The 20,483-nt window shown below is 59.8% G+C and carries 13 protein-coding genes; 5 read left to right on the top strand and 8 right to left on the bottom strand.

Features of this window, described 5'->3' with window-relative positions; all coding sequences use genetic code 11:
- Together PSH94_RS15620 and PSH94_RS15615 are read right to left on the bottom strand one after the other, a co-directional pair.
- Nucleotides 1-1,608, bottom strand: a complete 1,608-nt coding sequence (locus PSH94_RS15620; RefSeq protein ID WP_285428365.1) for a carboxyl transferase domain-containing protein — start codon at nt 1,606-1,608, stop codon at nt 1-3.
- A gap of 11 nt (nt 1,609-1,619) precedes the next feature.
- Nucleotides 1,620-2,783, bottom strand: coding sequence for an isovaleryl-CoA dehydrogenase (locus PSH94_RS15615; RefSeq protein ID WP_285428364.1), 1,164 nt, complete (start codon nt 2,781-2,783; stop codon nt 1,620-1,622).
- 150 nt (nt 2,784-2,933) lie between these two features.
- Between PSH94_RS15615 and PSH94_RS15610 the strand changes: the two genes are divergently transcribed.
- Nucleotides 2,934-4,565 carry an AMP-binding protein gene (locus PSH94_RS15610; protein ID WP_305435163.1) on the top strand — a complete coding sequence of 544 codons (1,632 nt, stop codon included), beginning with the start codon at nt 2,934-2,936 and terminating at the stop codon, nt 4,563-4,565.
- 21 nt (nt 4,566-4,586) lie between these two features.
- Here PSH94_RS15610 and PSH94_RS15605 read toward each other — a convergent pair whose 3' ends face one another.
- Nucleotides 4,587-5,642 (bottom strand): 2OG-Fe(II) oxygenase family protein, encoded by a 1,056-nt coding sequence (locus PSH94_RS15605; protein WP_305435162.1) that lies wholly within the window; start codon nt 5,640-5,642, stop codon nt 4,587-4,589.
- Between the two features lie 365 nt (nt 5,643-6,007).
- Between PSH94_RS15605 and PSH94_RS15600 the strand changes: the two genes are divergently transcribed.
- Nucleotides 6,008-11,107 (top strand): NEL-type E3 ubiquitin ligase domain-containing protein, encoded by a 5,100-nt coding sequence (locus PSH94_RS15600; RefSeq protein ID WP_305435160.1) that lies wholly within the window; start codon nt 6,008-6,010, stop codon nt 11,105-11,107.
- 549 nt (nt 11,108-11,656) lie between these two features.
- Here PSH94_RS15600 and PSH94_RS15595 read toward each other — a convergent pair.
- The 3 genes from PSH94_RS15595 to PSH94_RS15585 form a co-directional block, all read right to left on the bottom strand.
- Nucleotides 11,657-12,556, bottom strand: a complete 900-nt coding sequence (locus PSH94_RS15595) for a hydroxymethylglutaryl-CoA lyase (protein ID WP_253508311.1) — start codon at nt 12,554-12,556, stop codon at nt 11,657-11,659.
- A 16-nt stretch (nt 12,557-12,572) separates the two neighbouring features.
- Nucleotides 12,573-12,965: a MerR family DNA-binding transcriptional regulator gene (locus PSH94_RS15590; protein ID WP_034098804.1), complete on the bottom strand. Its 393-nt coding sequence runs from the start codon at nt 12,963-12,965 to the stop codon at nt 12,573-12,575.
- 134 nt (nt 12,966-13,099) lie between these two features.
- Nucleotides 13,100-14,035 carry a LysR family transcriptional regulator gene (locus tag PSH94_RS15585; protein WP_181080952.1) on the bottom strand — a complete coding sequence of 312 codons (936 nt, stop codon included), beginning with the start codon at nt 14,033-14,035 and terminating at the stop codon, nt 13,100-13,102.
- A 151-nt stretch (nt 14,036-14,186) separates the two neighbouring features.
- On the opposite strand from PSH94_RS15585, the gene PSH94_RS15580 reads away from it, so the two are divergent.
- Together PSH94_RS15580 and PSH94_RS15575 are read left to right on the top strand one after the other, a co-directional pair.
- On the top strand, nt 14,187-15,416 hold the full coding sequence (locus PSH94_RS15580) for an acyl-CoA dehydrogenase (RefSeq protein ID WP_181080951.1): 1,230 nt from the start codon (nt 14,187-14,189) through the stop codon (nt 15,414-15,416).
- 304 nt (nt 15,417-15,720) lie between these two features.
- A protein-coding gene (locus PSH94_RS15575; protein ID WP_305435112.1) for an IS3 family transposase occupies nt 15,721-17,093 on the top strand; the annotation gives its coding sequence in 2 pieces (ribosomal slippage) (nt 15,721-16,192 and nt 16,192-17,093; 1,374 coding nt in all).
- Nucleotides 17,094-17,397: 304 nt separating this feature from the next.
- Here the strand turns inward: PSH94_RS15575 and PSH94_RS15570 are convergent.
- Together PSH94_RS15570 and xthA are read right to left on the bottom strand one after the other, a co-directional pair.
- Complete coding sequence (locus PSH94_RS15570; RefSeq protein ID WP_181080950.1) at nt 17,398-18,732, bottom strand: substrate-binding domain-containing protein; 1,335 nt, start codon at nt 18,730-18,732, stop codon at nt 17,398-17,400.
- 103 nt (nt 18,733-18,835) lie between these two features.
- Nucleotides 18,836-19,648, bottom strand: a complete 813-nt coding sequence (xthA, locus tag PSH94_RS15565) for an exodeoxyribonuclease III (RefSeq protein WP_181080949.1) — start codon at nt 19,646-19,648, stop codon at nt 18,836-18,838.
- Between the two features lie 169 nt (nt 19,649-19,817).
- Here xthA and PSH94_RS15560 point away from each other — a divergent pair, with 169 nt between their 5' ends.
- Nucleotides 19,818-20,468 carry an N-acetyltransferase gene (locus PSH94_RS15560; protein ID WP_305435155.1) on the top strand — a complete coding sequence of 217 codons (651 nt, stop codon included), beginning with the start codon at nt 19,818-19,820 and terminating at the stop codon, nt 20,466-20,468.
- The last annotated feature ends 15 nt before the right edge of the window (nt 20,469-20,483 follow it).

The raw sequence follows: 20,483 nt of genomic DNA, 5'->3' as shown, positions 1-20,483 counted from the left end.
TTACATGCGGAACACGCCGAAGCGGCTCGGCTCGATGGGGGCGTTCAGGGCCGCGGACAGGGCCAGGGCCAGTACGTCGCGGGTCTGCAACGGGTCGATAACGCCGTCATCCCACAGGCGTGCGCTGGAATAGTAGGGGTGCCCCTGGGTTTCGTACTGGTCGAGGATCGGCTGCTTGATCGCCGCTTCTTCCTCGGCGCTGAACCCGGCGCCCGCGCGTTCGGCCTGCTCGCGCTTGACCTGCACCAGTACCCCGGCTGCCTGTTCGGCGCCCATCACGCCGATGCGTGCATTCGGCCACATCCACAAAAAGCGTGGGTCATAAGCGCGGCCACACATCCCGTAGTTACCGGCACCAAAGCTGCCGCCGATGATCACGGTGAATTTCGGCACCTTGGCGCACGCCACTGCCGTAACCAGTTTGGCGCCGTGCTTGGCAATGCCGCCGGCCTCATATTTCTGGCCGACCATAAAGCCGGTGATGTTCTGCAGAAACAGCAGCGGAATCCCACGCTGACAAGCCAGTTCGATAAAGTGCGCGCCTTTTTGCGCGGCTTCGGCAAACAGAATGCCGTTGTTGGCCAGGATCGCAATCGGGTAGCCGTGCAGGTGGGCGAAACCGCACACCAGCGTGGTGCCGAACAGCGCCTTGAACTCATCGAACACCGAGCCGTCGACCAGGCGTGCTATCACTTCACGCACATCGAACGGCTGCTTGGCGTCGGCCGGAATCACGCCGTACAGCTCCTCGGCGCTGTACAACGGCGCCACCGGCGTGCGTTGCAGCAACTGGCCCTGCTTGCGCCAATTCAGGTTGGCCACGCTGCGTCGCGCCAAGGCCAGGGCGTGTTCATCGCTGTCGGCATAGTGGTCGGCCACGCCGGAGATTTTGCAATGCACATCCGCGCCGCCAAGGTCTTCGGCGCTGACCACTTCCCCGGTGGCGGCCTTTACCAACGGCGGGCCGGCCAGGAAGATCGTGGCCTGTTGGCGCACCATGATGGCTTCGTCGGCCATGGCCGGCACGTAGGCGCCGCCGGCGGTGCATGAGCCCATTACCACGGCGATCTGCGGGATGCCTTGGGCGCTCATATTGGCCTGGTTGAAAAAGATCCGCCCAAAGTGCTCGCGGTCGGGAAACACCTCGTCCTGACGCGGCAGGTTGGCGCCGCCGGAGTCCACCAAGTAGATACACGGCAGGCGATTCTGCTCGGCGATGGTCTGGGCGCGCAGGTGTTTTTTCACGGTCAGCGGGTAGTAGGAGCCGCCTTTGACCGTGGCGTCGTTGGCCACGATCATGCACTCCACGCCTTCCACGCGCCCGATTCCGGCGATCACCCCGGCGGCGGGCACGTCTTCGCCGTAAACCTGATAGGCGGCGAGTTGGCTGAGTTCAAGAAACGGCGAGCCGGGGTCGAGCAGGCGATTGATGCGTTCACGCGGTAACAGTTTGCCCCGTGAGGTATGCCGCTCCTGAGCCTTGGCGCCGCCGCCTTGCTGGACCTGAGCAAGCAGGGAATGCAGGGCGTCGACCTGTTGGCGCATCGCCGCGCTGTTGCTGGCGAACTCCGCCGAGCGCGGGTTGAGCTGGGTGTGCAAGGTGGCCATGGCGCGTGCCCTCAGCGAGTTTCGTTGAACAGTTCGCGACCGATCAGCATCCGCCGGATCTCACTGGTGCCGGCGCCGATTTCGTACAGCTTGGCGTCGCGCAACAGGCGACCGGCCGGGAATTCGTTGATGTAGCCGTTGCCGCCGAGAATCTGGATCGCGTCCAGGGCCATTTGCGTGGCGCGTTCGGCGCTGTAGAGGATCACCCCGGCGGCGTCCTTGCGCGTGGTCTCGCCGCGTTCGCAGGCCTGGGCCACGGCATACAGGTAGGCGCGGCTGGCGTTGAGCTGGGTGTACATGTCGGCGACCTTGCCCTGGATCAGCTGGAATTCGCCGATGCTCTGGCCGAACTGCTTGCGGTCGTGGATGTACGGCACGATCAGGTCCATGCACGCCTGCATGATCCCGGTGGGGCCGCCGGAGAGCACCACGCGTTCATAGTCCAGGCCGCTCATCAGCACTTTCACGCCGCCGTTGAGCACGCCGAGGATGTTGTCTTCGGGCACTTCGACGTCATCGAAAAACAGCTCGCAGGTGTTGGAGCCGCGCATGCCCAATTTGTCGAACTTGTTACTGCGGCTGAAACCCTTCCAATCGCGCTCGACAATGAACGCGGTGATGCCGTGAGGGCCTTTTTCCAGGTCGGTCTTGGCGTAGATCACATAGGTGCTGGCGTCGGGGCCGTTGGTGATCCAGGTCTTGCTGCCGTTGAGCACGTAATGGTCGCCGTGTCTGTCGGCGCGCAGCTTCATCGAGACCACGTCGGAGCCGGCGTTCGGCTCGCTCATGGCCAGGGCGCCGACGTGTTCGCCGCTGATCAACCGCGGCAGGTATTTGAGCTTCTGCTCATGGTTGCCGTTGCGGTTGATCTGGTTCACGCAGAGATTGGAGTGGGCGCCGTAGGACAACGCCACCGACGCCGAGCCACGGCTGATTTCTTCCATGGCCACCACATGCGCCAGGTAACCCAGGCCGGCGCCGCCGTACTCTTCCGGCACGGTGATGCCCAGCAGGCCCATGTCTCCGAATTTGCGCCACAGGTCGGCGGGGAACAGGTTGTCGCTGTCGATTTGCGCTGCGCGGGGTGCGATCTCCTTGGCCACGAAGGACTGCACCTGGTCGCGCAGCATGTCAATGGTTTCGCCGAGGGCGAAGTTCAGGGACGGGTAACTCATGGACAGGCACCTTAAATGTGAGCGTTGTTGTTGTGGGTCGGGCGCCAGGAGGAGGGCGCTCACCTTTACGTTAACGTAAGCTTGCGTTACGGCGCTGTCAATCGTAGTTTACGTTTACGTCAACCTACAAAAAAGATAACAGGGGTCGTTATGGATCAACCGCTTCAGAGCTACAGCCGTGGCTCCCAGGACAAGACCTTACTGGCCATGACCATCGGCCAGGCCTTCGATCAGACAGTAGCGCGCTACCCTGATGGTGAAGCGCTGGTGGTGCGCCATCAGTTGCGGCGTTATACCTGGCGACAACTGGCCGACACCGTGGACCTGCATGCGCGGGCTTTCCTCGCCCTTGGCCTGCAGACCGGCGACCGCGTGGGCATCTGGGCGCCGAACTGCGCCGAATGGCTGATCAGCCAGATCGCCAGCGCCAAGCTCGGAGTGATTCTGGTCAATATCAACCCGGCATACCGCAGCAGTGAGTTGGACTACGTACTCAAGCAGTCCGGTTGCCAATGGCTGGTGTGCGCCGGTGCATTCAAGGGTTCCGATTATCACGCGATGCTCCAGGAATTGAAGCCCGACCTGCGCGGCATCATCAGCCTCGACCCCAACCCGCCGGCAGGCTTTACGCCCTGGTCGACACTGGCCGACCTCGGCACAGGCGTGCCGCCCGAACATCTGCACCAGCGCCAGGCCACCCTGCATTTCGATCAAGCCGTCAATATCCAGTACACCTCCGGCACGACCGGTTTTCCCAAAGGCGCCACTCTCAGTCATCACAACATTCTCAACAACGGCTATATGGTCGGTGAAAGCCTCGGCCTGACCGCCCGGGATCGGCTGGTGATCCCGGTGCCGCTTTATCATTGTTTCGGCATGGTGATGGGCAACCTAGGCTGTATCACCCATGGCACGGCCATGATTTACCCGAACGACGCTTTCGACCCCCTGCTGACCCTCACCGCCGTCGCCGAAGAACGCGCCACCGGCCTGTACGGCGTGCCCACCATGTTTATTGCGATGCTCGATCACCCACGGCGAGGCGAGTTCGAGCTGTCCAGCCTGCGCACCGGCATCATGGCCGGGGCCACGTGCCCCATCGAGGTGATGCGCCGGGTTATCGCCGAGTTGCACATGGGCGAAGTGCAGATCGCTTACGGCATGACCGAAACCAGCCCGGTGTCTTTGCAGACCGGGCCGAATGACGACCTTGAGCGCCGTGTTACCACCGTCGGCCGCACCCAGCCGCAACTGGAAAACAAGATCGTCGACGCCGACGGCAACACTGTGGCGCGCGGTGAAATCGGCGAACTGTGCACCCGCGGCTACAGCGTGATGCTCGGCTACTGGAACAACCCCGAAGGCACCCGCGAGGCCATCGACGAGGCCGGCTGGATGCACACCGGCGACCTGGCGACCATGGACGAGCACGGCTACGTGTGCATCGCCGGGCGCAACAAGGACATGATCATTCGCGGTGGCGAGAACGTGTACCCGCGCGAGCTGGAGGAGTTTTTCTTCACCCACCCGGCGGTGGCCGACGTGCAGGTAGTCGGCATTCCCGATGCACATTACGGTGAAGAAATTGTTGCCTGGGTCAAGCTTCACCCAGGCCATGTGGCTGACGCGCTGACGTTGCAAGCCTGGTGCAAAGGCCGCATCGCGCACTTCAAGACGCCCCGGCATTTCAAGTTTGTCGATGAGTTTCCGATGACGGTCACCGGCAAGATCCAGAAGTTTCGCATGCGCGAGATCAGCATCGACGAGCTGCGCCAGTCCTGAGGTGCGTCGGCTCGCCCCCGATCACGTCGTGACGGGGGCCGAGTCGGCGTGGCGCTTCATCAGCTCAAGGTGAGCGAGCCGGTTCTCCCTGAGGATGCGCCGGGTGGTGATCCGTTCCGGGTAGCAGCGCATGAACATCCGAGTGAAGTGTTCGCCGTAGTGAATGAATGACCCCCGCGTCTGGCCCCGCACCGGCCGGGCGATCGCTTCGAAGTTGGGTTCATGGAAATACGCCAGGGCGAAGCGTTCGCGGGTGTTGAGCTTGACCTTGTGTGGGGTCGACAACAGATAGCCGTCGGTCATGAACTGCAGGAGATCGCCTGGAAACACCGTGAAGACCCTGGGCATGGGCTGGACAAACGTCCAAGGGTCTTGGTCTTCGAACCTGCCTGCCGAGCTTTCTTTTTCCAGCCAGTTCCTGTTGCGTTTTTCCCCGGCGACCGGCGGGCGGATATAAAGCCCGCCCACGTCATCCTGCGCGGCAATGACCAGCAACCCATAGTCGGTATGCGCGCCGATACCTCGGGCGGTCGCCGACGAGCCCGCAGGGAAACGCAGCACGCGCAGGTGATGCCAGCCATCGCGGGTCAGGTCAGTGAACGTATGGCGATCTTCAAGCTCCAGGCCCAGGGCGACCAGTGTCAGCAACCGCTCGCCAATGTCGCCCAGCGCATCCATAAAGGTGTGCATGCGCAGGCGGTAGTTTTTGTTCGGCCAGGGCACGGGCCCATGGCAAGGCCAGCCGTTCTTCACCCGTACGTCGTCCAAGGGCAGATCCTTGCAGACGGTGAATATTTCCGAGTAATCCGCCTGGCCCGCCGTGACCTCTTCGCCGGACGCGATGTAACCGCTGTACGTCAGGTCGCTGATTCGACGGGCCTTGTTCCTGGGCTGCAGTCTGAAAAAACCCTGGCTGGCCTTCATGGCCTGCAGCATGGCGCGATTTTGTGCGGGGGTGGCGGCCACTTGGAAAATACCGTCACGACGCCAGACCTCGATCATTGCCTTGCCCAGGGCGATGTCCTCAGGGGTAGCGCTGATGGATTCAGGCAGGTGGAACGTGTGTAGCGTAGTCATCGGCAGCTCCTTTTACTCCATTAAAAGGACGTGCATTCAGACGCTGGACGGCAGAACTGCTCTCAACGGAACCTTTCAGCCCGCAGGACGGGTTGAATCATGTACGTCGTTTCCCGATAGGGAAGAGAAGGTTATACAACAGGGTTCCGAGCGGTGAAAAGAGACGAAAACCCGCCCATTTGCCGCAATCGGACGAGTGGAAAGGTGTGCAAGCAGGAGACGTAGGGCATCGGTGAGATGACCCTGGAGGCGCTGGGTCGCGGCTGACACATTGCGCCATACCCAGGGTGATATTCGCGTGCCGCCTGTGTATCCAGGCCGCGGCCTAGGGTAGCGAACCTATTTCGCTAACCAGGGCTACCCACGTGACAGCTACCGCTTCAGGCCAGAACGAACAAGAGGTTCACCTTCATACCGTCAGAGACAACACGCCTGACTGGTACACCGAGTCGCTGGCGGACCACAAAACACAACTGGCTCTCCAGCCGTTGAATATTCCGGGTTGGTTCAAACGCGCGCCGGATCAAGCCAGGGAGGCGCTCAAGGCGATTCACAGCCGTAGCCGGCGCTCGTTGAATCAGTTGGATCAACTGCTGATCGGGTTGAACAGTGCCGCTGACTTTGCGCAACCCTTGCTGGTCGAGGCGATCGAAAAGACCTTCGGCCTTCGATTGGATGTCAGGCGGGTTTTTTATGCACGCAAGATGGAACAAAAGGAATGTGAGCGCCTGCCCGGCGAGGTTTCCCGCAGCGCCGAGTCGACACTGGCGTCGCAGTTCTACTTTTATCAAGGGGCGAGCCTTCTGGAAGCGGCGTTGAGCAACTTCAGCGACGATGAAACCAAGGTTCCCGTCTGCCGGGACTGTCACCTGATTACTCACTACAACTTTCATCGGCGTTCATCGCAGGCATTGCCCAATCCCGGCGACGTTAAGTCCCTGCCTGTGGGAATCAAGGCCCATGAGTTTGCCCGCTTGTGCAGGAAACTGGACCTGGGCGCGCAGTACTACGAGCATGTCCGTGCCACGCTCAATGCCCAGATCACCTCGACAATCCCCGGTGCAGCCTCCGGCAAGCTTTACAGCGCGATGATCACCGCGCATCGCAACCAATTGGAGCTGGCCGCGCAGATCGCGTTGATGAAACAGGACATCCAGCCTGAGGGACATGCCTTGATAAAAGACATCCTGATCAACCAGAGCGGCCGGCAGCTGGATGGCGAGAATATCCGGTTTTCCAGGTTTTCGTTATGCGACTGCATACTGGAAAATATCCTGGTCATCGGGCCCGTAGCGGTGGCCGCCCATTTAAGGAATGCGTCGATTCTGCCTCGCCGATGCTTGGTCTACATCCCGGGTGATCCGCACTCCGTACTGAAGGCGTACCCCAGCCTCGACTGGTTTGCCGATGACCTGACCACACGGTTGTGCAGCGCCGAATACCGGGCGTTCTTCAGCCAGTTCGTGCCACTTTCCGCGCACGATGAGTTTTTTACCCAGCTCAAGACATTGCTTGATCCTACGGGCGTGTTCACCCATTCCCAGGATTTCGACCCTGCTGCCAAGAGCAGAATTCAGAGTCCTGCCGACTACGGTTACGGTCCGTCATTCAGGGATGTCTGGATGGACAGCGCGTTACAGAAGATCCGCGTGATCATGGCCAACTGCAGCGTCGCCGCTGTTTCGACTCAAGACCTGGACAACCGTGTCTACAGCGCCAGGCTCTCATTATGGGGGAACAGGCTGCTGGACATTCTGAACCTGGCCGGGATGGTGGTCCCGGTTCTTGGCGAAGTCATGCTGGTGGTGGGCGCCTTACAACTGTCCTATGAACTGTTCGAAGGCATCGAGGCGTGGTCCGACGGGCACGTACAAGAAGCCTGGGGGCATTTCTCCACCGTCTTGCTGGGTGTGGCGGGGCTGGCGATTCCCAAGGCCCTTCTGGTCGCGAAGGAGTCGGCGTTCGTCAAACGCCTGGTGCGCGTCGAATTGGCGGGCGCCAAGGTTCGTCTGCTCGATTCCGGGCTGGGCTCTTTCACGCACTCGATCACCCTGCCTGTCGAGCTCAAGCCCGATGCCAGGGGGTTGTACCCTCATGAAGGTGAAAGCTATCTGCCCGTGGACGGCGGGCATTACAAAATCGCCGATCCCGATAGCGATGCGCGGCTTATCCATCCAGACAACGTTTCGCGCTATTCACCGCGCATTCGACATAACGGTGGCGGTGCCTGGGTGCATGAGTTCGAACAGCCCCTCACCTGGGATCGCAAAACATTGTTACGCCGTATCGGGCACAGTGTCGATGCCCTGAGCGATACCGACTTGGAGCATCTCAGGGTCATGAGCGGGGTCACGGATCAAGCGCTGCGTAGCCTCTATATCGATCAGCAATTACCCGCGCCGCTGTTCAGGGAGGGCTTGAGACACTTCGAGGCCAATGCCAGGCATCAGGTATTGCTCGATCATCTGCGCAGTACGGAGCCTGACGCACTGACGCGCATAGACGGCTATCAGCAGCTGGATTTGATTATGCGCGAGGGCGTGTGGCCCAGTAGCAAGGCGGTCGCAGTCGTGGATGGGGCGGACAACGTCGTATGGCGATCGGCTGATACAGACGCGCAAAAGCCTTTGATTCGACTGGACGAAGCGGACGTTCGAGCCGGGCGGATATTGCCGACGCTGTTGGCAAACATGGACCTGGCCGAAGCGCGTCAATTGCTGGACGAGGGTATTCCACGCGACACCGTCACGCTTGATCTTCCAATTGGCAGGACCGAGGTCGAATTGCCGGAACACTTGCAACGCTCGCTCAAGAGGCGGGCGCTCGAAGTGCCGTCTGAGGCCCAGAGGTCCGCGAATTACCAGCGGCGTCTGCTGCGATTGGCAACTGAACACCGCAGTGAAATCATTGAGCGCGACATCGCCTCTGCAAACCGGTCCGATGACAGCAATGTGCAGTTGGTCCAGCGTACCTTTCCCGGCTTGCCCAAACTGGTCATCGAAGAACTCCTGGCCCACGCCAACGCTGGTGAGCTGGAACAAATGGCACGACATTCCCGCCTGCCATTGCGCCTGGCGCAAGAGGCCCGCGCTTATCTGCCACGCGTGCGCGTCCTGCGGGCCAACGCCGCTATTCACTTTGACACTCAACTGACGATGGACAGTGCGCAGCTGGCGTTGCACACGCTGGCAGCCATCCCCGGCAAACTGGAAGGCGTCAGCATCGAGCTGCGCGCCGACAGCCCGACGGGACCCTTGCTCGACCGCGTAGGCAGCGCAGAAGCCCCCCAACACGTTCAACTGGTGAGCACGGACATGAAGCAGTGGAGTGTCTTCGATGCGTCGGGTAAAACCCTGTACTCACGGGCAGACCCAGGTGCTTTCTACAGCGCGCTCTGGATCGCTGCCGGGGAGCGATTCACGGACTGGGAGACGCTCAAGGTAGGCACTGAAGATCTCAAAGCCGAGCTTGTACGTCAGCCATTGAACCAAACAGCGGCCCGGCGCGCGTTGGGTGTGCAGCCGATCAAACCCGGCTACAAATCACCCATGCGCCTTGCCGATGGGCGTTTCGGTTATCCATTGAGCCCCGTTGCGGGAACTGCCCAACGTCCCTTCGCGTGCAGGCTTGCCGCAGCGAAAGTCTATCCCTCCAAAGCACTTGGAGAGGTGGAAGCTTTTTTAGGCCTTGAGCAGAGCAGCGATGCTGACGTCCTGCAAAGATTGACCGCACTTGGGCGTGAATTCGATCAGCTTGAAACGGGGCTGACCGAATGGAGTACTGAGCCGGGTTCAGGCTTTAGCCAGGCCAGACGCAGGGTTGCCCATTCGATCAAAGCCGCCTGGCGGCGGACCTCAGCCCAGGCCTATGCCGCGGACGGAACACCCATTGGCTACAGCCTTGATTTGGCTGACGAGCCCATCGGGCAACTTCCAATGATCACCGCCAATATGGATCACGTGGGCAGTCTGCGTTTGAGCCGTATGGGCTTGACCGACGATTCAATGGAGTTCTTGAGGTCTTTTGGCGGATTGCGCTGGTTGAAACTCAATGGGAACGCTCTGACCCGATTGCCGGAATTTGCCAATGACGGCATTGGGCTGACCAAGCTGGACTTGAGTGCAAATGATATTCGGCTGACTGACCAGGCGAACGCACGTCTGGAGCGGATGCACAGTTTGAAAATCCTCAAGCTGTCCGACAACCGCCGCTTGGGATGGACCGCCAATCTGAGCGGAATGCGAAATCTCAATCAGCTTTACCTGGGCGGGACAGAAACAACAACTTTCCCCGCCGGCGCGGAACAGCTCACGCAGCTGGCCAGGATCGATCTGCATGGGAACCGGATCGGCACATTGCCCGAGTATGCGTACCAGCATCTTGAACGGATCAATCTGCATGAAAATCCGTTATCGGCAGAGACACTCCAAAGGCTCGCTCCCCAAGCCCTTGTGGTTCAGCCAAACTGGGAACATGTGACGGCTGGCGAAGGGCGAGACTTATGGTTGCAAGGGTTGGAGCAAACCGAGCGATCACGCGGTGAAACCCTCTGGGACTCGCTCGCGGCCGAACCGGAGTCGAGCGCATTGCTGACCGTGGTGGCGGATACCACGCGATCGGCCGAATACCGCAACCCGACCACTCGAGCGCAATTGAGAGAGCGTGTCTGGGCGATGCTCAAGGCCGTCAGCGACAGCGAGAATATCCGTAATAAGTTGTTCGAGATTGCCGATGACAGGGCCACCTGTGGTGATGGCAGTACGCTTGAGTTCATGAACCTGGAGCGTGAGCTGTTTGTGTTGAATGCTACGGAACTGGCAGATGGGCCGTATCTCGAGGATCAACTGCTGAACGTATCGAAACAGCTGTTTCGATTGAAGTTGGTCGATGAGATTGCACAACGGGATGTGATGGCCAGAGGCGCTGCGTTTACAGAACAGAGTGAAGTGATTCTGGCGTATCGAATCGGGTTGGCCGACAAGCTAGAGCTACCGGTCAAGTCGCGGGAGATGCTGTTCGCTCGGACGGCGAATGTGACCCCGGCGGCCATTAACGCCGCCTTCGATGACGTACTCAAAGCAGAAGCCGTCAGCAGTGATTACGAAACATTTTTGGTTGACCAACCATTCTGGGACAGGTACCTGCGTACGCACTACCGCGCTGAGTTTGAAGCACTGATAGCCCCCGAGATCAAGCCTATAGATGAAAAGAGCAGTGCTTTGTTGGAGTTGTGGGGATTGTCGGAAGGGGGTGTTCCAGAGGATCAAGCGGTCGAGAGGGTGGTCAGCGTACTGGGCGTGAGCCGCGATGAGGTGCTGGTGGATGGCTCGATGCGCAGTGGCTTTTATAAAAAGCAGATGGATGCGCTCGGCGTCTTACGAAGCCAACAGGAACAACTGGGGCTAACGTTATTAACGCGCAAAATACTCAATAATCACGCGGCGAAACACGGCACCCAGCTCTGAAACATCAACCGCAAAAACACAAAGGGGACCCGAAGGTCCCCTTTAACGTATCGTTGCGTGCTCTTTTCTTATTATTGAGGGGCGGTCTGTTATTGTTTTTGGCAACCGTTACCCTTTACCGCTGTTTTGGGCGACCCCCATCCGGGGTCAAGAGCAAACGTATTTTTTTGAACGCTGATCTGCTTCTTCGTAAACGATCCAACCAGTGGGCAGCTACCTGAAGGTAGTTTTATTTTTCTCTGTCCGGTTGCGGGTTTCGGCACGCCGTACCCTGCGAAGCACATCTTCTCCAAAAAAATCTGTTAGCTGCGTCTCTGCCGTGTTGTTTTTGTTATGTCAGAGTCGTTTCGTCTTATTTTTATTAGGTTTGGCGCTTTTTATTCTTGTTATGCCATAGAGATAGCAGAAGCCGTGCCAACTTTTAAAATACCTTTAAAATCAAGGATTTGATTTTTATGTAGGAAATAGCTGGGGGCAAATACGACAAAATATGTTCCCGTGTTACTCGATGTGTAGGGCTTGGGTAACACATTGTCACAGGCGTGCTACTCACACAGCGTTACGCGCCTTGGCCACCCGCGAACCGCTGGGGCGCCCCAGCACCTGACTGATCTGCCGGCCTGCGAGGATCAAGGCGTCCAAGTCGACCCCGGTGTGAATGTCCAGGCCATTGAGCAGGTACAGCACGTCTTCGGTGGCGACGTTACCGCTGGCGCCCTTGGCGTACGGGCAACCGCCCAGGCCGGCGATAGAGCTGTCGAACACCTGGATGCCCTCCAGCAGGGCGGCGTACACATTGGCGATGGCCTGGCCATAGGTGTCGTGGAAATGCCCGGCCAGCTTGTCCCTCGGCACCTGCGCACCGACCACTTCAAACAGTCGACGCGTCGCACCCGCCGTGCCGGTGCCGATGGTGTCGCCCAGGGATACTTCATAACAGCCCATGGCATACAACTCCCGCGCCACGGTCGCTACTTGTTCGGCGGCGATCTCGCCTTCGTACGGGCAACCCAATACACAGGACACGTAACCGCGCACGCTGACCCCATGTTGCTGGGCCGCGGCCATGATCGGCGCGAATCGTTCCAGGCTTTCGCTGATGGAGCAGTTGATATTGCGCTGGGAAAACGCCTCGGACGCGGCTGCGAACACCGCCACCTCCTTGACCCCGGCAGCCAGCGCATCCTCGAAGCCGCGCAGGTTCGGCGCCAGGGCGCCGTAGGTAACGCCGGGTTTGCGCTGGATCTGCGCGAACACCTCGGCCGAACCGGCCATTTGCGGCACCCACTTGGGCGAGACAAAACTGCCGACTTCGATATAACTCAAACCGGCGGCGCTGAGAGCGTCCACCAATTGGACTTTGTCCGCGACGCTAATGGGCTGTGCTTCGTTCTGCAAACCGTCGCGCGGGCCGACTTCAACCAGGCGAACGTGGGAGGGGAGGGTCATGGCGGTTACCTTTTGATTAATCGCCGGCCTGGCGCATGGTTTGAGCCAGGGCCTGGGTGCAGCGCTCTTCGGCGGTGTCCAGTTCCAGCTTCATCTGTTCGATATCCAGTAACTGCTGTTCCAACTGCTCACGGCGCTCGGCGATCTTGGCCAGCATGCTGTTGAGTTGGATGTGGTTACCGCTGCTCGGATCGTAGAGTTCGATCAACTCGCGGCACTCGGCCAGGGAAAAGCCGATGCGCTTGCCGCGCAGGATCAGCTTGAGGCTGACTTTGTCCCGTGCGCTGTAGATGCGTTCCTGGCCACGCCGCTCCGGGGCGAGCAGGCCCTGTTCTTCATAGAAGCGGATGGCGCGGGTGGTGATGTCGAGCTCGCGGGCGAGGTCGGAAATGCTGTAGGTGGTGCTCATGGCGGCGCTCAAGAAAGTCCTGGCGCTAAGCTAAAGGCAGGTTGACGTGAACGTCAAGGTCCGCTGCGCGGACCATCGGGGGCAAGCCCCCTCCCACAAGGGCCTCTGTGTAGTCCATTGCACAAGAGGAGGGCCTAGGCTTGTTGTTTGTCGAGTTTCTTTTCGTGGGCCGTGACCTGCTGGCACAGCTCGATCATTTGCTCGCGCATCCAGCGGTTGGCCGGGTCCTGGTCGGTACTTTCGTGCCAGTACAAATGGGTTTCCACTGGCGGCACATCGTTGACCGGCAAGTTGAACCAGTGCAGTTCATGGCGTCGGGCGAAGCGTTCGGGTACGGTCATCACCATGTCGGTCTGCTGCAGCACTTGCGAGGCCATCAAGTAATGCTGGGAGCGCAGGGCGATCTTGCGTTGGATGCCCATCTTGCCCAGCGCCAGGTCGACATGGCCCAGGCCGTTGCGGCGGCTGGAGATGTGGATATGGGTCAGTGACAAGTAGTCGTCCAGGGTCAGTTTTTCCTTGCCCGCCATTGGATGGCCCTTGCGCATGGCGCACACGTAGCGGTCTTCCATCAGTTTGACGTGACGCACCTGCGGGTCGGTGTTGAGCGGTGCGTCCACGGCAAAGTCCAGGCGCCCGGCGGCCAGTTCCTTGGTGGTTTCGCGGCGCTTGGACAGGAAACTCTCGATCACCACCGTGGGCGCCAGACGGCGCAGGCGCTGGAACAGCGGCGGCAGGATCACCGCTTCGGTGAGGTCGGTCATGCTGATGCGATAGGTTTTGGCCGCCTGTTGCGGGTTGAAGATGCGGCTTTCCTGCACCGACACCCGCAGCAGCGACAGCGCATTGCGCACCGGGCCGATGATGTTCTGCGCCATCGGCGTGGGCACCATGCCTTGGGCGGTGCGCACGAACAGCGGGTCGTTGAAGGTCTCGCGCAGGCGGGCCAGAGCGTTGGACACCGCTGGTTGGGTGATGCCGACAATCTGCCCGGCGCGGGTCAGGTTGGCTTCGGTGTAGATCGCGTCAAAGACGATGAAGAGGTTGAGGTCGACCTTGCTCAGATTCATTTCGTTGCGCTCTTATTGTTAGGTGTTCATACGCCGATCATATATCGGTGATGAATGTTAATACACGCCGAGAATAGGCTAGGTAAATTATCAACGCTGTTCTAGCATCGATTGCATGACCTAAACAACCTCTCAAAGAAGGGAGCTGCTCATGGATTTTGCCTATTCGCCCAAGGTTCAGGAACTGCGTGAACGCGTCACTGCGTTCATGGACGCTTACGTTTACCCGGCCGAGCCGGTGTTTGAACGCCAGGTCAGCGAAGGCGACCGCTGGCAGCCCACCGCGATCATGGAAGAACTCAAAGCCAAGGCTAAAGCCGAGGGCCTGTGGAATTTGTTCTTGCCCGAGTCCGAACTGGGCGCTGGCCTGACCAACCTCGAATATGCGCCCCTGGCGGAAATCATGGGCCGTTCGCTGCTGGGGCCGGAGCCGTTCAACTGCTCGGCACCGGATACCGGCAATATGGAAGTGCTGGTGCGCTACGCCAATCAAGAGCAGAAGCAGCGCTGGCTTGAGCCGTTGCTGCGCGGCGAGATCCGCTCGGCATTCGCCATGACCGAACCGGATGTGGCTTCCTCGGACGCCACCAACATGGCCGCCCGCGCCGAACGCCAGGGCGACGAGTGGGTGATCAACGGCAAGAAATGGTGGACCTCCGGCGCCTGCGATCCACGCTGCAAGATCCTGATCTTTATGGGCCTGAGCAACCCCGACGCGCCGCGTCACCAGCAGCACTCGATGATCCTCGTACCGGTGGACACCCCAGGGGTGAAAATCCTCCGCCCGCTGCCGGTGTTCGGTTACGACGACGCGCCCCACGGCCATGCCGAAGTGCTGTTCGACAACGTGCGCGTACCTTATGAAAACGTGTTGTTGGGTGAAGGGCGTGGCTTCGAGATTGCCCAGGGTCGGCTCGGCCCTGGCCGTATCCACCACTGCATGCGCTCGATCGGCATGGCCGAGCGCGCGCTGGAACTGATGTGCAAGCGCTCCGTCAGCCGCACCGCGTTCGGCAAGCCTTTGGCACGCCTTGGCGGCAATATCGACAAAATCGCCGACTCACGCATGGAAATCGACATGGCGCGCCTGCTGACCCTGAAGGCGGCTTACATGATGGACACCGTGGGTAACAAAGTGGCGAAAAGCGAAATCGCCCAGATCAAAGTAGTGGCGCCGAACGTGGCCCTGAAGGTGATCGACCGTGCGATCCAGATCCACGGCGGCGCCGGGGTGTCCAACGACTTCCCGCTGGCCTACATGTACGCCATGCAACGTACCCTGCGCCTGGCCGACGGCCCGGACGAAGTGCACCGCGCGGCGATCGGCAAGTTCGAGATCGGTAAGTATGTGCCTAAAGAGCTGATGCGCGGCGGGCAGTAAGCCTGTGGCGCCTGCATCGGGGGCAAGCCCCTTCCACAATGATCGTTCCCACGCTCTGCGTGGAAATGCCTCCTGGGACGCTCTGCGTCCCGCCAGCCGCCGCAAGTCTAGGCGGCTGCGCACAGGCGACGCGGAGCGTCACGGGCTGCTTTCCCACGCGGGAGCGTGGGAACGATCTTTGAAGTTGATGTGCGGCGGGCAGTAAGCCTGTGGCGCCTGCATCGGGGGCAAGCCCCCTCCCACAATGATCGTTCCCACGCTCTGAACTGACCCCCAAAGGTTGGACACAACCTTTGGGGGCGTCATGGGTAAGTACACAGAGCAAGCAAAACTCGCAGCCGTGCAGGACTATTGTTCCGGTAGCGCGGGTTTGAGGGATGTTGCACACCGTCACAATGTGGACTTTTCATCCCTTCGTCAGTGGGTCGCGGCCTATCAAGTGCATGGCGTTGCTGGGCTTAAAGAGAAAAAGCTGCAGCGCTATAGCAACGACTTCAAACTGTCTGTTTTGAACCGTATGCGTGAGGAACAGCTGTCCTATCGGCAGACGGCGGCCTTGTTCGACATCCGTAAGTTCGACATCATCGGCCTCTGGGAACGCCGCTTTGATGAGGGCGGTTTTGATGCCCTTACCAAGCAGCCTAATAGAGCCGGACGTCCGAAAAAAATGCCGACCACCATTCCTCCTGTTCAACCCAGCTCAACCGATGACGAATCACGCTCACGCGATGATTTGCTTGCCGAGGTGAAGCAGTTGCGGATGGAAAACGACTACCTAAAAAAGCTCGATGCCTTGGTTCAGGAGAAGAAACGAATAGCGCAGCAGAAAAAGCGCAAATCGTAATAGGACTGAGGCCGCTGCATTCTCTCGAAAGCCTGCTGAAATTTGCCGGTTTGGCACGCAGCACCTTTTACTATCAGCAAAAGGCGCTGCAAGCGGCTGATAAGTACGCAGAGCTGAAAGACAAGATTCGCTCGACGTTCGACGAGCACAAGGGCCGGTATGGCTATCGCCGCATAACGGCTGCTGTACGGAGCGCTGGTCATCTCGTCAATCACAAGACTGTTCAGCGACTGATGGCGCAGCTTCAGCTCAAGAGCTTGGTGCGGGTGAAGAAATACCGGGCCTACAAGGGAGAGGTAGGCAAGGCAGCGCCTAATCTTTTGAAGCGTGAGTTCGAAGCTCCGTCACCCAATCAAAAGTGGGTAACCGACGTTACAGAGTTCAAAGTTGGAGGTCAGAAGCTTTATCTGTCTCCCGTTTTGGATCTGTACAACGGCGAAATCATTTCCTACGAGGTTGCCAGAAGACCGTTGTTCGATATGGTCGGGAAGATGCTCAAAGGTGCATTCAAGCGGCTTCAGCCGCATGAAAAACCGGTTTTGCACTCAGACCAGGGCTGGCAGTATCGAATGCCCATTTACCTGCGGGCTCTCAAAAAATGCTCCGTTACGCCGAGCATGTCGCGCAAGGGTAACTGCTATGACAACGCGGCCATGGAGAGTTTCTTCGGCACACTGAAGTCCGAATTTTTTTATCTGAAAAAATTTAACGACCTGGATGAGCTTCACGCAGGCATCGACGAGTACATCCAGTATTACAATCACTCGCGTATCAGACTGAAGCTAAACGGCCTGAGTCCTGTTGAATACAGAATTCAGGCCGCTCAGGCATAGATAGAAAATCGTCCAACTTTGTGGGGTCAGTTCACTCTGCGTGGGAATGCCTCCTGGGACGCTCTGCGTCCCGCCAGCCGCCGCAAGTCTTGGCGGCTGCGCACAGGCGACGCGGAGCGTCACGGGCTGCATGCCCACGCGGGAGCGTGGTAACGATCTTTGAAGTTGATGCGCGGCGGGCAGTAAGCCTGTGGCGCCTGCATCGGGGGCAAGCCCCCTTCCACAGTTGATCGGATTCCTCCAGTCAGTGTGGGAGGGGGCTTGCCCCCGATGAGGCCATTACCAACTACACAACACCCAAGCCTCAATACACCCACACCTCCACCCGTCGATTCTTGATCCGTCCCTCGTCCGCCGTATTCGCCGCCACCGGCATCTGCGCACCGAACCCTCGAATATCGCGCAGCACTACACCGTTGCGTACCAACTCCCGCCGCACCGCCATGGCACGCAGCTTGGACAGCAACGCTGCCCGTTGCGGGTCGTTCTTGGCATCGCCGAAGCCCACCAACGTCACCTGTTTATTCAGCTTGTCGTGACTCTTCAGGTACGCCACTACCCGTTGCAGGTCCTGGCGCGCCTTGTTGTCGAGGCTGGCGCTGCCTTCTTCGAAGCGAAAATTCACGCTCAGGCGTTGGGCATCGCGGGCAATCGCCTGGTAATCGTCGGGCATCGACGGGCGCGGTGTCACGGCCATGGCCTGCACCTGCTGCGCGATAAAGCCGTTGGCGGCCACGATCGCCTGGCCTTTGGCGCTCTGGGTAAAGTCCACCAGCGCCTCGGCCCATGGGTTGCGGTTCGATGGCGGCAGGTAAAAGAACAAACGACGCGACAGCGGGTAATCCTCGGTGGCGATCAGGCTGTTCAACGGCAGCATCGGTTGCGAGTCGCCGTCGACAATCGCCACCGCCTTGGCCTGACGCACGTAGGGCAGGCCGATAAAGCCAATGCCCTGGGGGTCGCGGCTGACCGCGTCGGACAACTGCTCGCTGGACTCGAAACGCTGGGCGCTCGCCACCAACGGTTTACCGCGCAGGCGCAGCACCAGCTCCTTGAAGGTGTCGTAGGTGCCTGACTGATCATCCCGCGCATACACATGAATCGGCCCGCCGACACCGCCCAACGCGTCCCAGGTGCTGACTTCGCCGTTGAAGATCTGCGCCAGTTGCCAGGTGTTCAAGGTGTTCAGCGGGTTGCGCGGGTTAAGGATAATGGCCAGGCCGTCGATGGCAATCACCTGCTCGGCCTCGGGGCTTTTCAGGTCGCCCACGGGTTCGAGGTCCACCAGTTCGCTATCCTTGATGGGACGGGACGAGGCAGCCAGGTCGGCGCGGCCTGTTTTGAGAGCGGCGAAACCGGTGCTGGAACCATGGGCGGCGACCTCGATGGTCACCGTTTTACCCTGGCGCGTCTGGCCGACCACCCGCTGTTCATTGGTGCCGTCGCTGGGCTCGCTGTGGAGGCCTTGCAAACCCTGTTGGGTCATCAATCCCTTGACCAGCGCCGGGCCCAGCGCCGCGCCAATGGTGTTGGAACCCTGGATGCGCAAGGCCGGGCCTTGATCGGGAACGGGCAGGGGAGCGGCCATGGCGGTGAGGGAGGATACGCAACACAACAGGAACAGAACGCGCAGCATCATGCCGGCACCTTCTCAAGCCAAAGGGAGTGCCGCGAGATTAAGTCAGTCAGGTTGCATCAATATGACTGACAGGCCGCCCCATTTAACCGAGCCAGACTGCCGGTCAGCTCAATTCAAGCCAGATCGGCGCATGGTCCGACGGTTTTTCCAAACCGCGCAGGTCGTAATCCACGCCCGCATCCTTGACCCGTGGCACCAGGCCGGTAGAGGCCATGATCACGTCGATGCGCAGCCCGCGCTTGGGCTCATCTTCAAACCCACGGCTGCGGTAGTCGAACCAGCTGAAACGGTCGGTCACGTCCGGGTAAAGGTGCCGGAAACTGTCCACCAGGCCCCAGCTTTTAAGGCGCTCCATCCACTCGCGTTCTTCCGGCAGGAAGCTGCATTTGCCGGTCTTGAGCCAACGCTTGGCGTTGTCGGCGCCGATGCCGATGTCGCAGTCTTGCGGCGAGATATTCACGTCGCCCATCACCACCAGCGCCTGGTCGTTGCTGAACTGGCTTTCCAGCAACTGCTGCAGGTCTTCGTAGAAGCGCTGCTTGGCCGGAAACTTGGTGGGATGGTCGCGGCTTTCGCCTTGGGGGAAGTAGCCGTTCATGATCGTGACCGGGTGGCCGTTCTCATCGGCGAAGGTGCCCCAGATAAAGCGGCGCTGGGCGTCTTCTTCATCGCTGGCAAAGCCTTTGTGCACGCTCAATGCTTCCTGGCGCGAGAGCAGGGCCACGCCGTAGTGGCCTTTCTGGCCGTGGTAATACACGTGATAGCCCAGGGCTTGCACTTCAGCGAGAGGGAACTGGTCGTCGTGAACCTTGGTTTCCTGCAGGCCGATTACGTCCGGTTGATGTTTTTCAATCAGCGCCGCCAGCTGATGAGGGCGGGCCCGCAGCCCGTTGATATTGAAGGAGACGATTTTCATGGTCGGCGGTCCGGTTCTGGCAAAAGGGCGATGCTAGCCGACAAGTCAGACGGGGGCCAGCGTGGCGGTAGGACAGATGCACTGCTAATGTCTGGGAACGACTGGTGCCGTGTAGGTTCGTACCCATAAGAACGCCATCTTTTGAGTGGCGCCCAGAGAGATTGACTGTATGCCTGACACTTCGACTGCCATCGCCGACGTCCGCGTGCTCAACAGCGGCTATTCCCGCGAAGCCCGCTCCCTGTTGTACCAGGCTTACCGCCACGAACCGACGTTTGCCTACATCTTCGAGGCCGAACGTCCCGGCTATGAACAGCGGGTGCGCGCCACCGTGCGCGAGCTGGTCAAGCAGCATTTCTTTCAGAAACTTCCCGCCATCGGCCTGTTTGTCGATGACCGCCTGATCGGCATTGCACTGATCGCACCGCCGCAACGGCGCCTGGGCATCACCGAGAGCTGGGCCTGGCAATTGCGCATGTGGCTGAGCACTGGCGTGCGTGGCACGCGGCGTTACCTGGATTATCACCATGCCGTGCTGGCGTGCCTGCCGAGCGAATCGGTGCATGTGCTGCCATTGCTGGGGATTCATCCACAGTTCCAGGGCAAACATTACGGTGAGCAATTGTTGCAGGCGGTGCACAACTGGTGCGCCGAGGACCCGCATTCCTCGGGCGTGGTGCTCGACACGGGCAACTCGCGCTACCTGGAGTTCTATAAGCGCCAGGGCTATGAGGAAATCGGCCAGGTCGCTGTAGGACCTGTCCTTGAGCATATTTTTTTCCACCCCAGCCCGCAGGTCCTGCAGGCTGCCACGGCGTAATGCAGATTTTTTCAG

Origin of the sequence: Pseudomonas sp. FP2254 (genome assembly GCF_030687695.1) — a bacterium.
GTDB lineage: Bacteria > Pseudomonadota > Gammaproteobacteria > Pseudomonadales > Pseudomonadaceae > Aquipseudomonas > Aquipseudomonas quebecensis.
This window is presented reverse-complemented; position numbering and strand designations above follow the sequence as displayed.

Coding starts and splice junctions, on each gene's coding strand:
- PSH94_RS15620 (WP_285428365.1), bottom strand. CDS start 1,608: ATGGCCACCTTGCACACCCAGCTCAACCCGCGCTCGGCGGAGTTCGCC.
- PSH94_RS15615 (WP_285428364.1), bottom strand. CDS start 2,783: ATGAGTTACCCGTCCCTGAACTTCGCCCTCGGCGAAACCATTGACATG.
- PSH94_RS15610 (WP_305435163.1), top strand. CDS start 2,934: ATGGATCAACCGCTTCAGAGCTACAGCCGTGGCTCCCAGGACAAGACC.
- PSH94_RS15605 (WP_305435162.1), bottom strand. CDS start 5,642: ATGACTACGCTACACACGTTCCACCTGCCTGAATCCATCAGCGCTACC.
- PSH94_RS15595 (WP_253508311.1), bottom strand. CDS start 12,556: ATGACCCTCCCCTCCCACGTTCGCCTGGTTGAAGTCGGCCCGCGCGAC.
- PSH94_RS15590 (WP_034098804.1), bottom strand. CDS start 12,965: ATGAGCACCACCTACAGCATTTCCGACCTCGCCCGCGAGCTCGACATC.
- PSH94_RS15585 (WP_181080952.1), bottom strand. CDS start 14,035: ATGAATCTGAGCAAGGTCGACCTCAACCTCTTCATCGTCTTTGACGCG.
- PSH94_RS15580 (WP_181080951.1), top strand. CDS start 14,187: ATGGATTTTGCCTATTCGCCCAAGGTTCAGGAACTGCGTGAACGCGTC.
- PSH94_RS15570 (WP_181080950.1), bottom strand. CDS start 18,732: ATGATGCTGCGCGTTCTGTTCCTGTTGTGTTGCGTATCCTCCCTCACC.
- xthA (WP_181080949.1), bottom strand. CDS start 19,648: ATGAAAATCGTCTCCTTCAATATCAACGGGCTGCGGGCCCGCCCTCAT.
- PSH94_RS15560 (WP_305435155.1), top strand. CDS start 19,818: ATGCCTGACACTTCGACTGCCATCGCCGACGTCCGCGTGCTCAACAGC.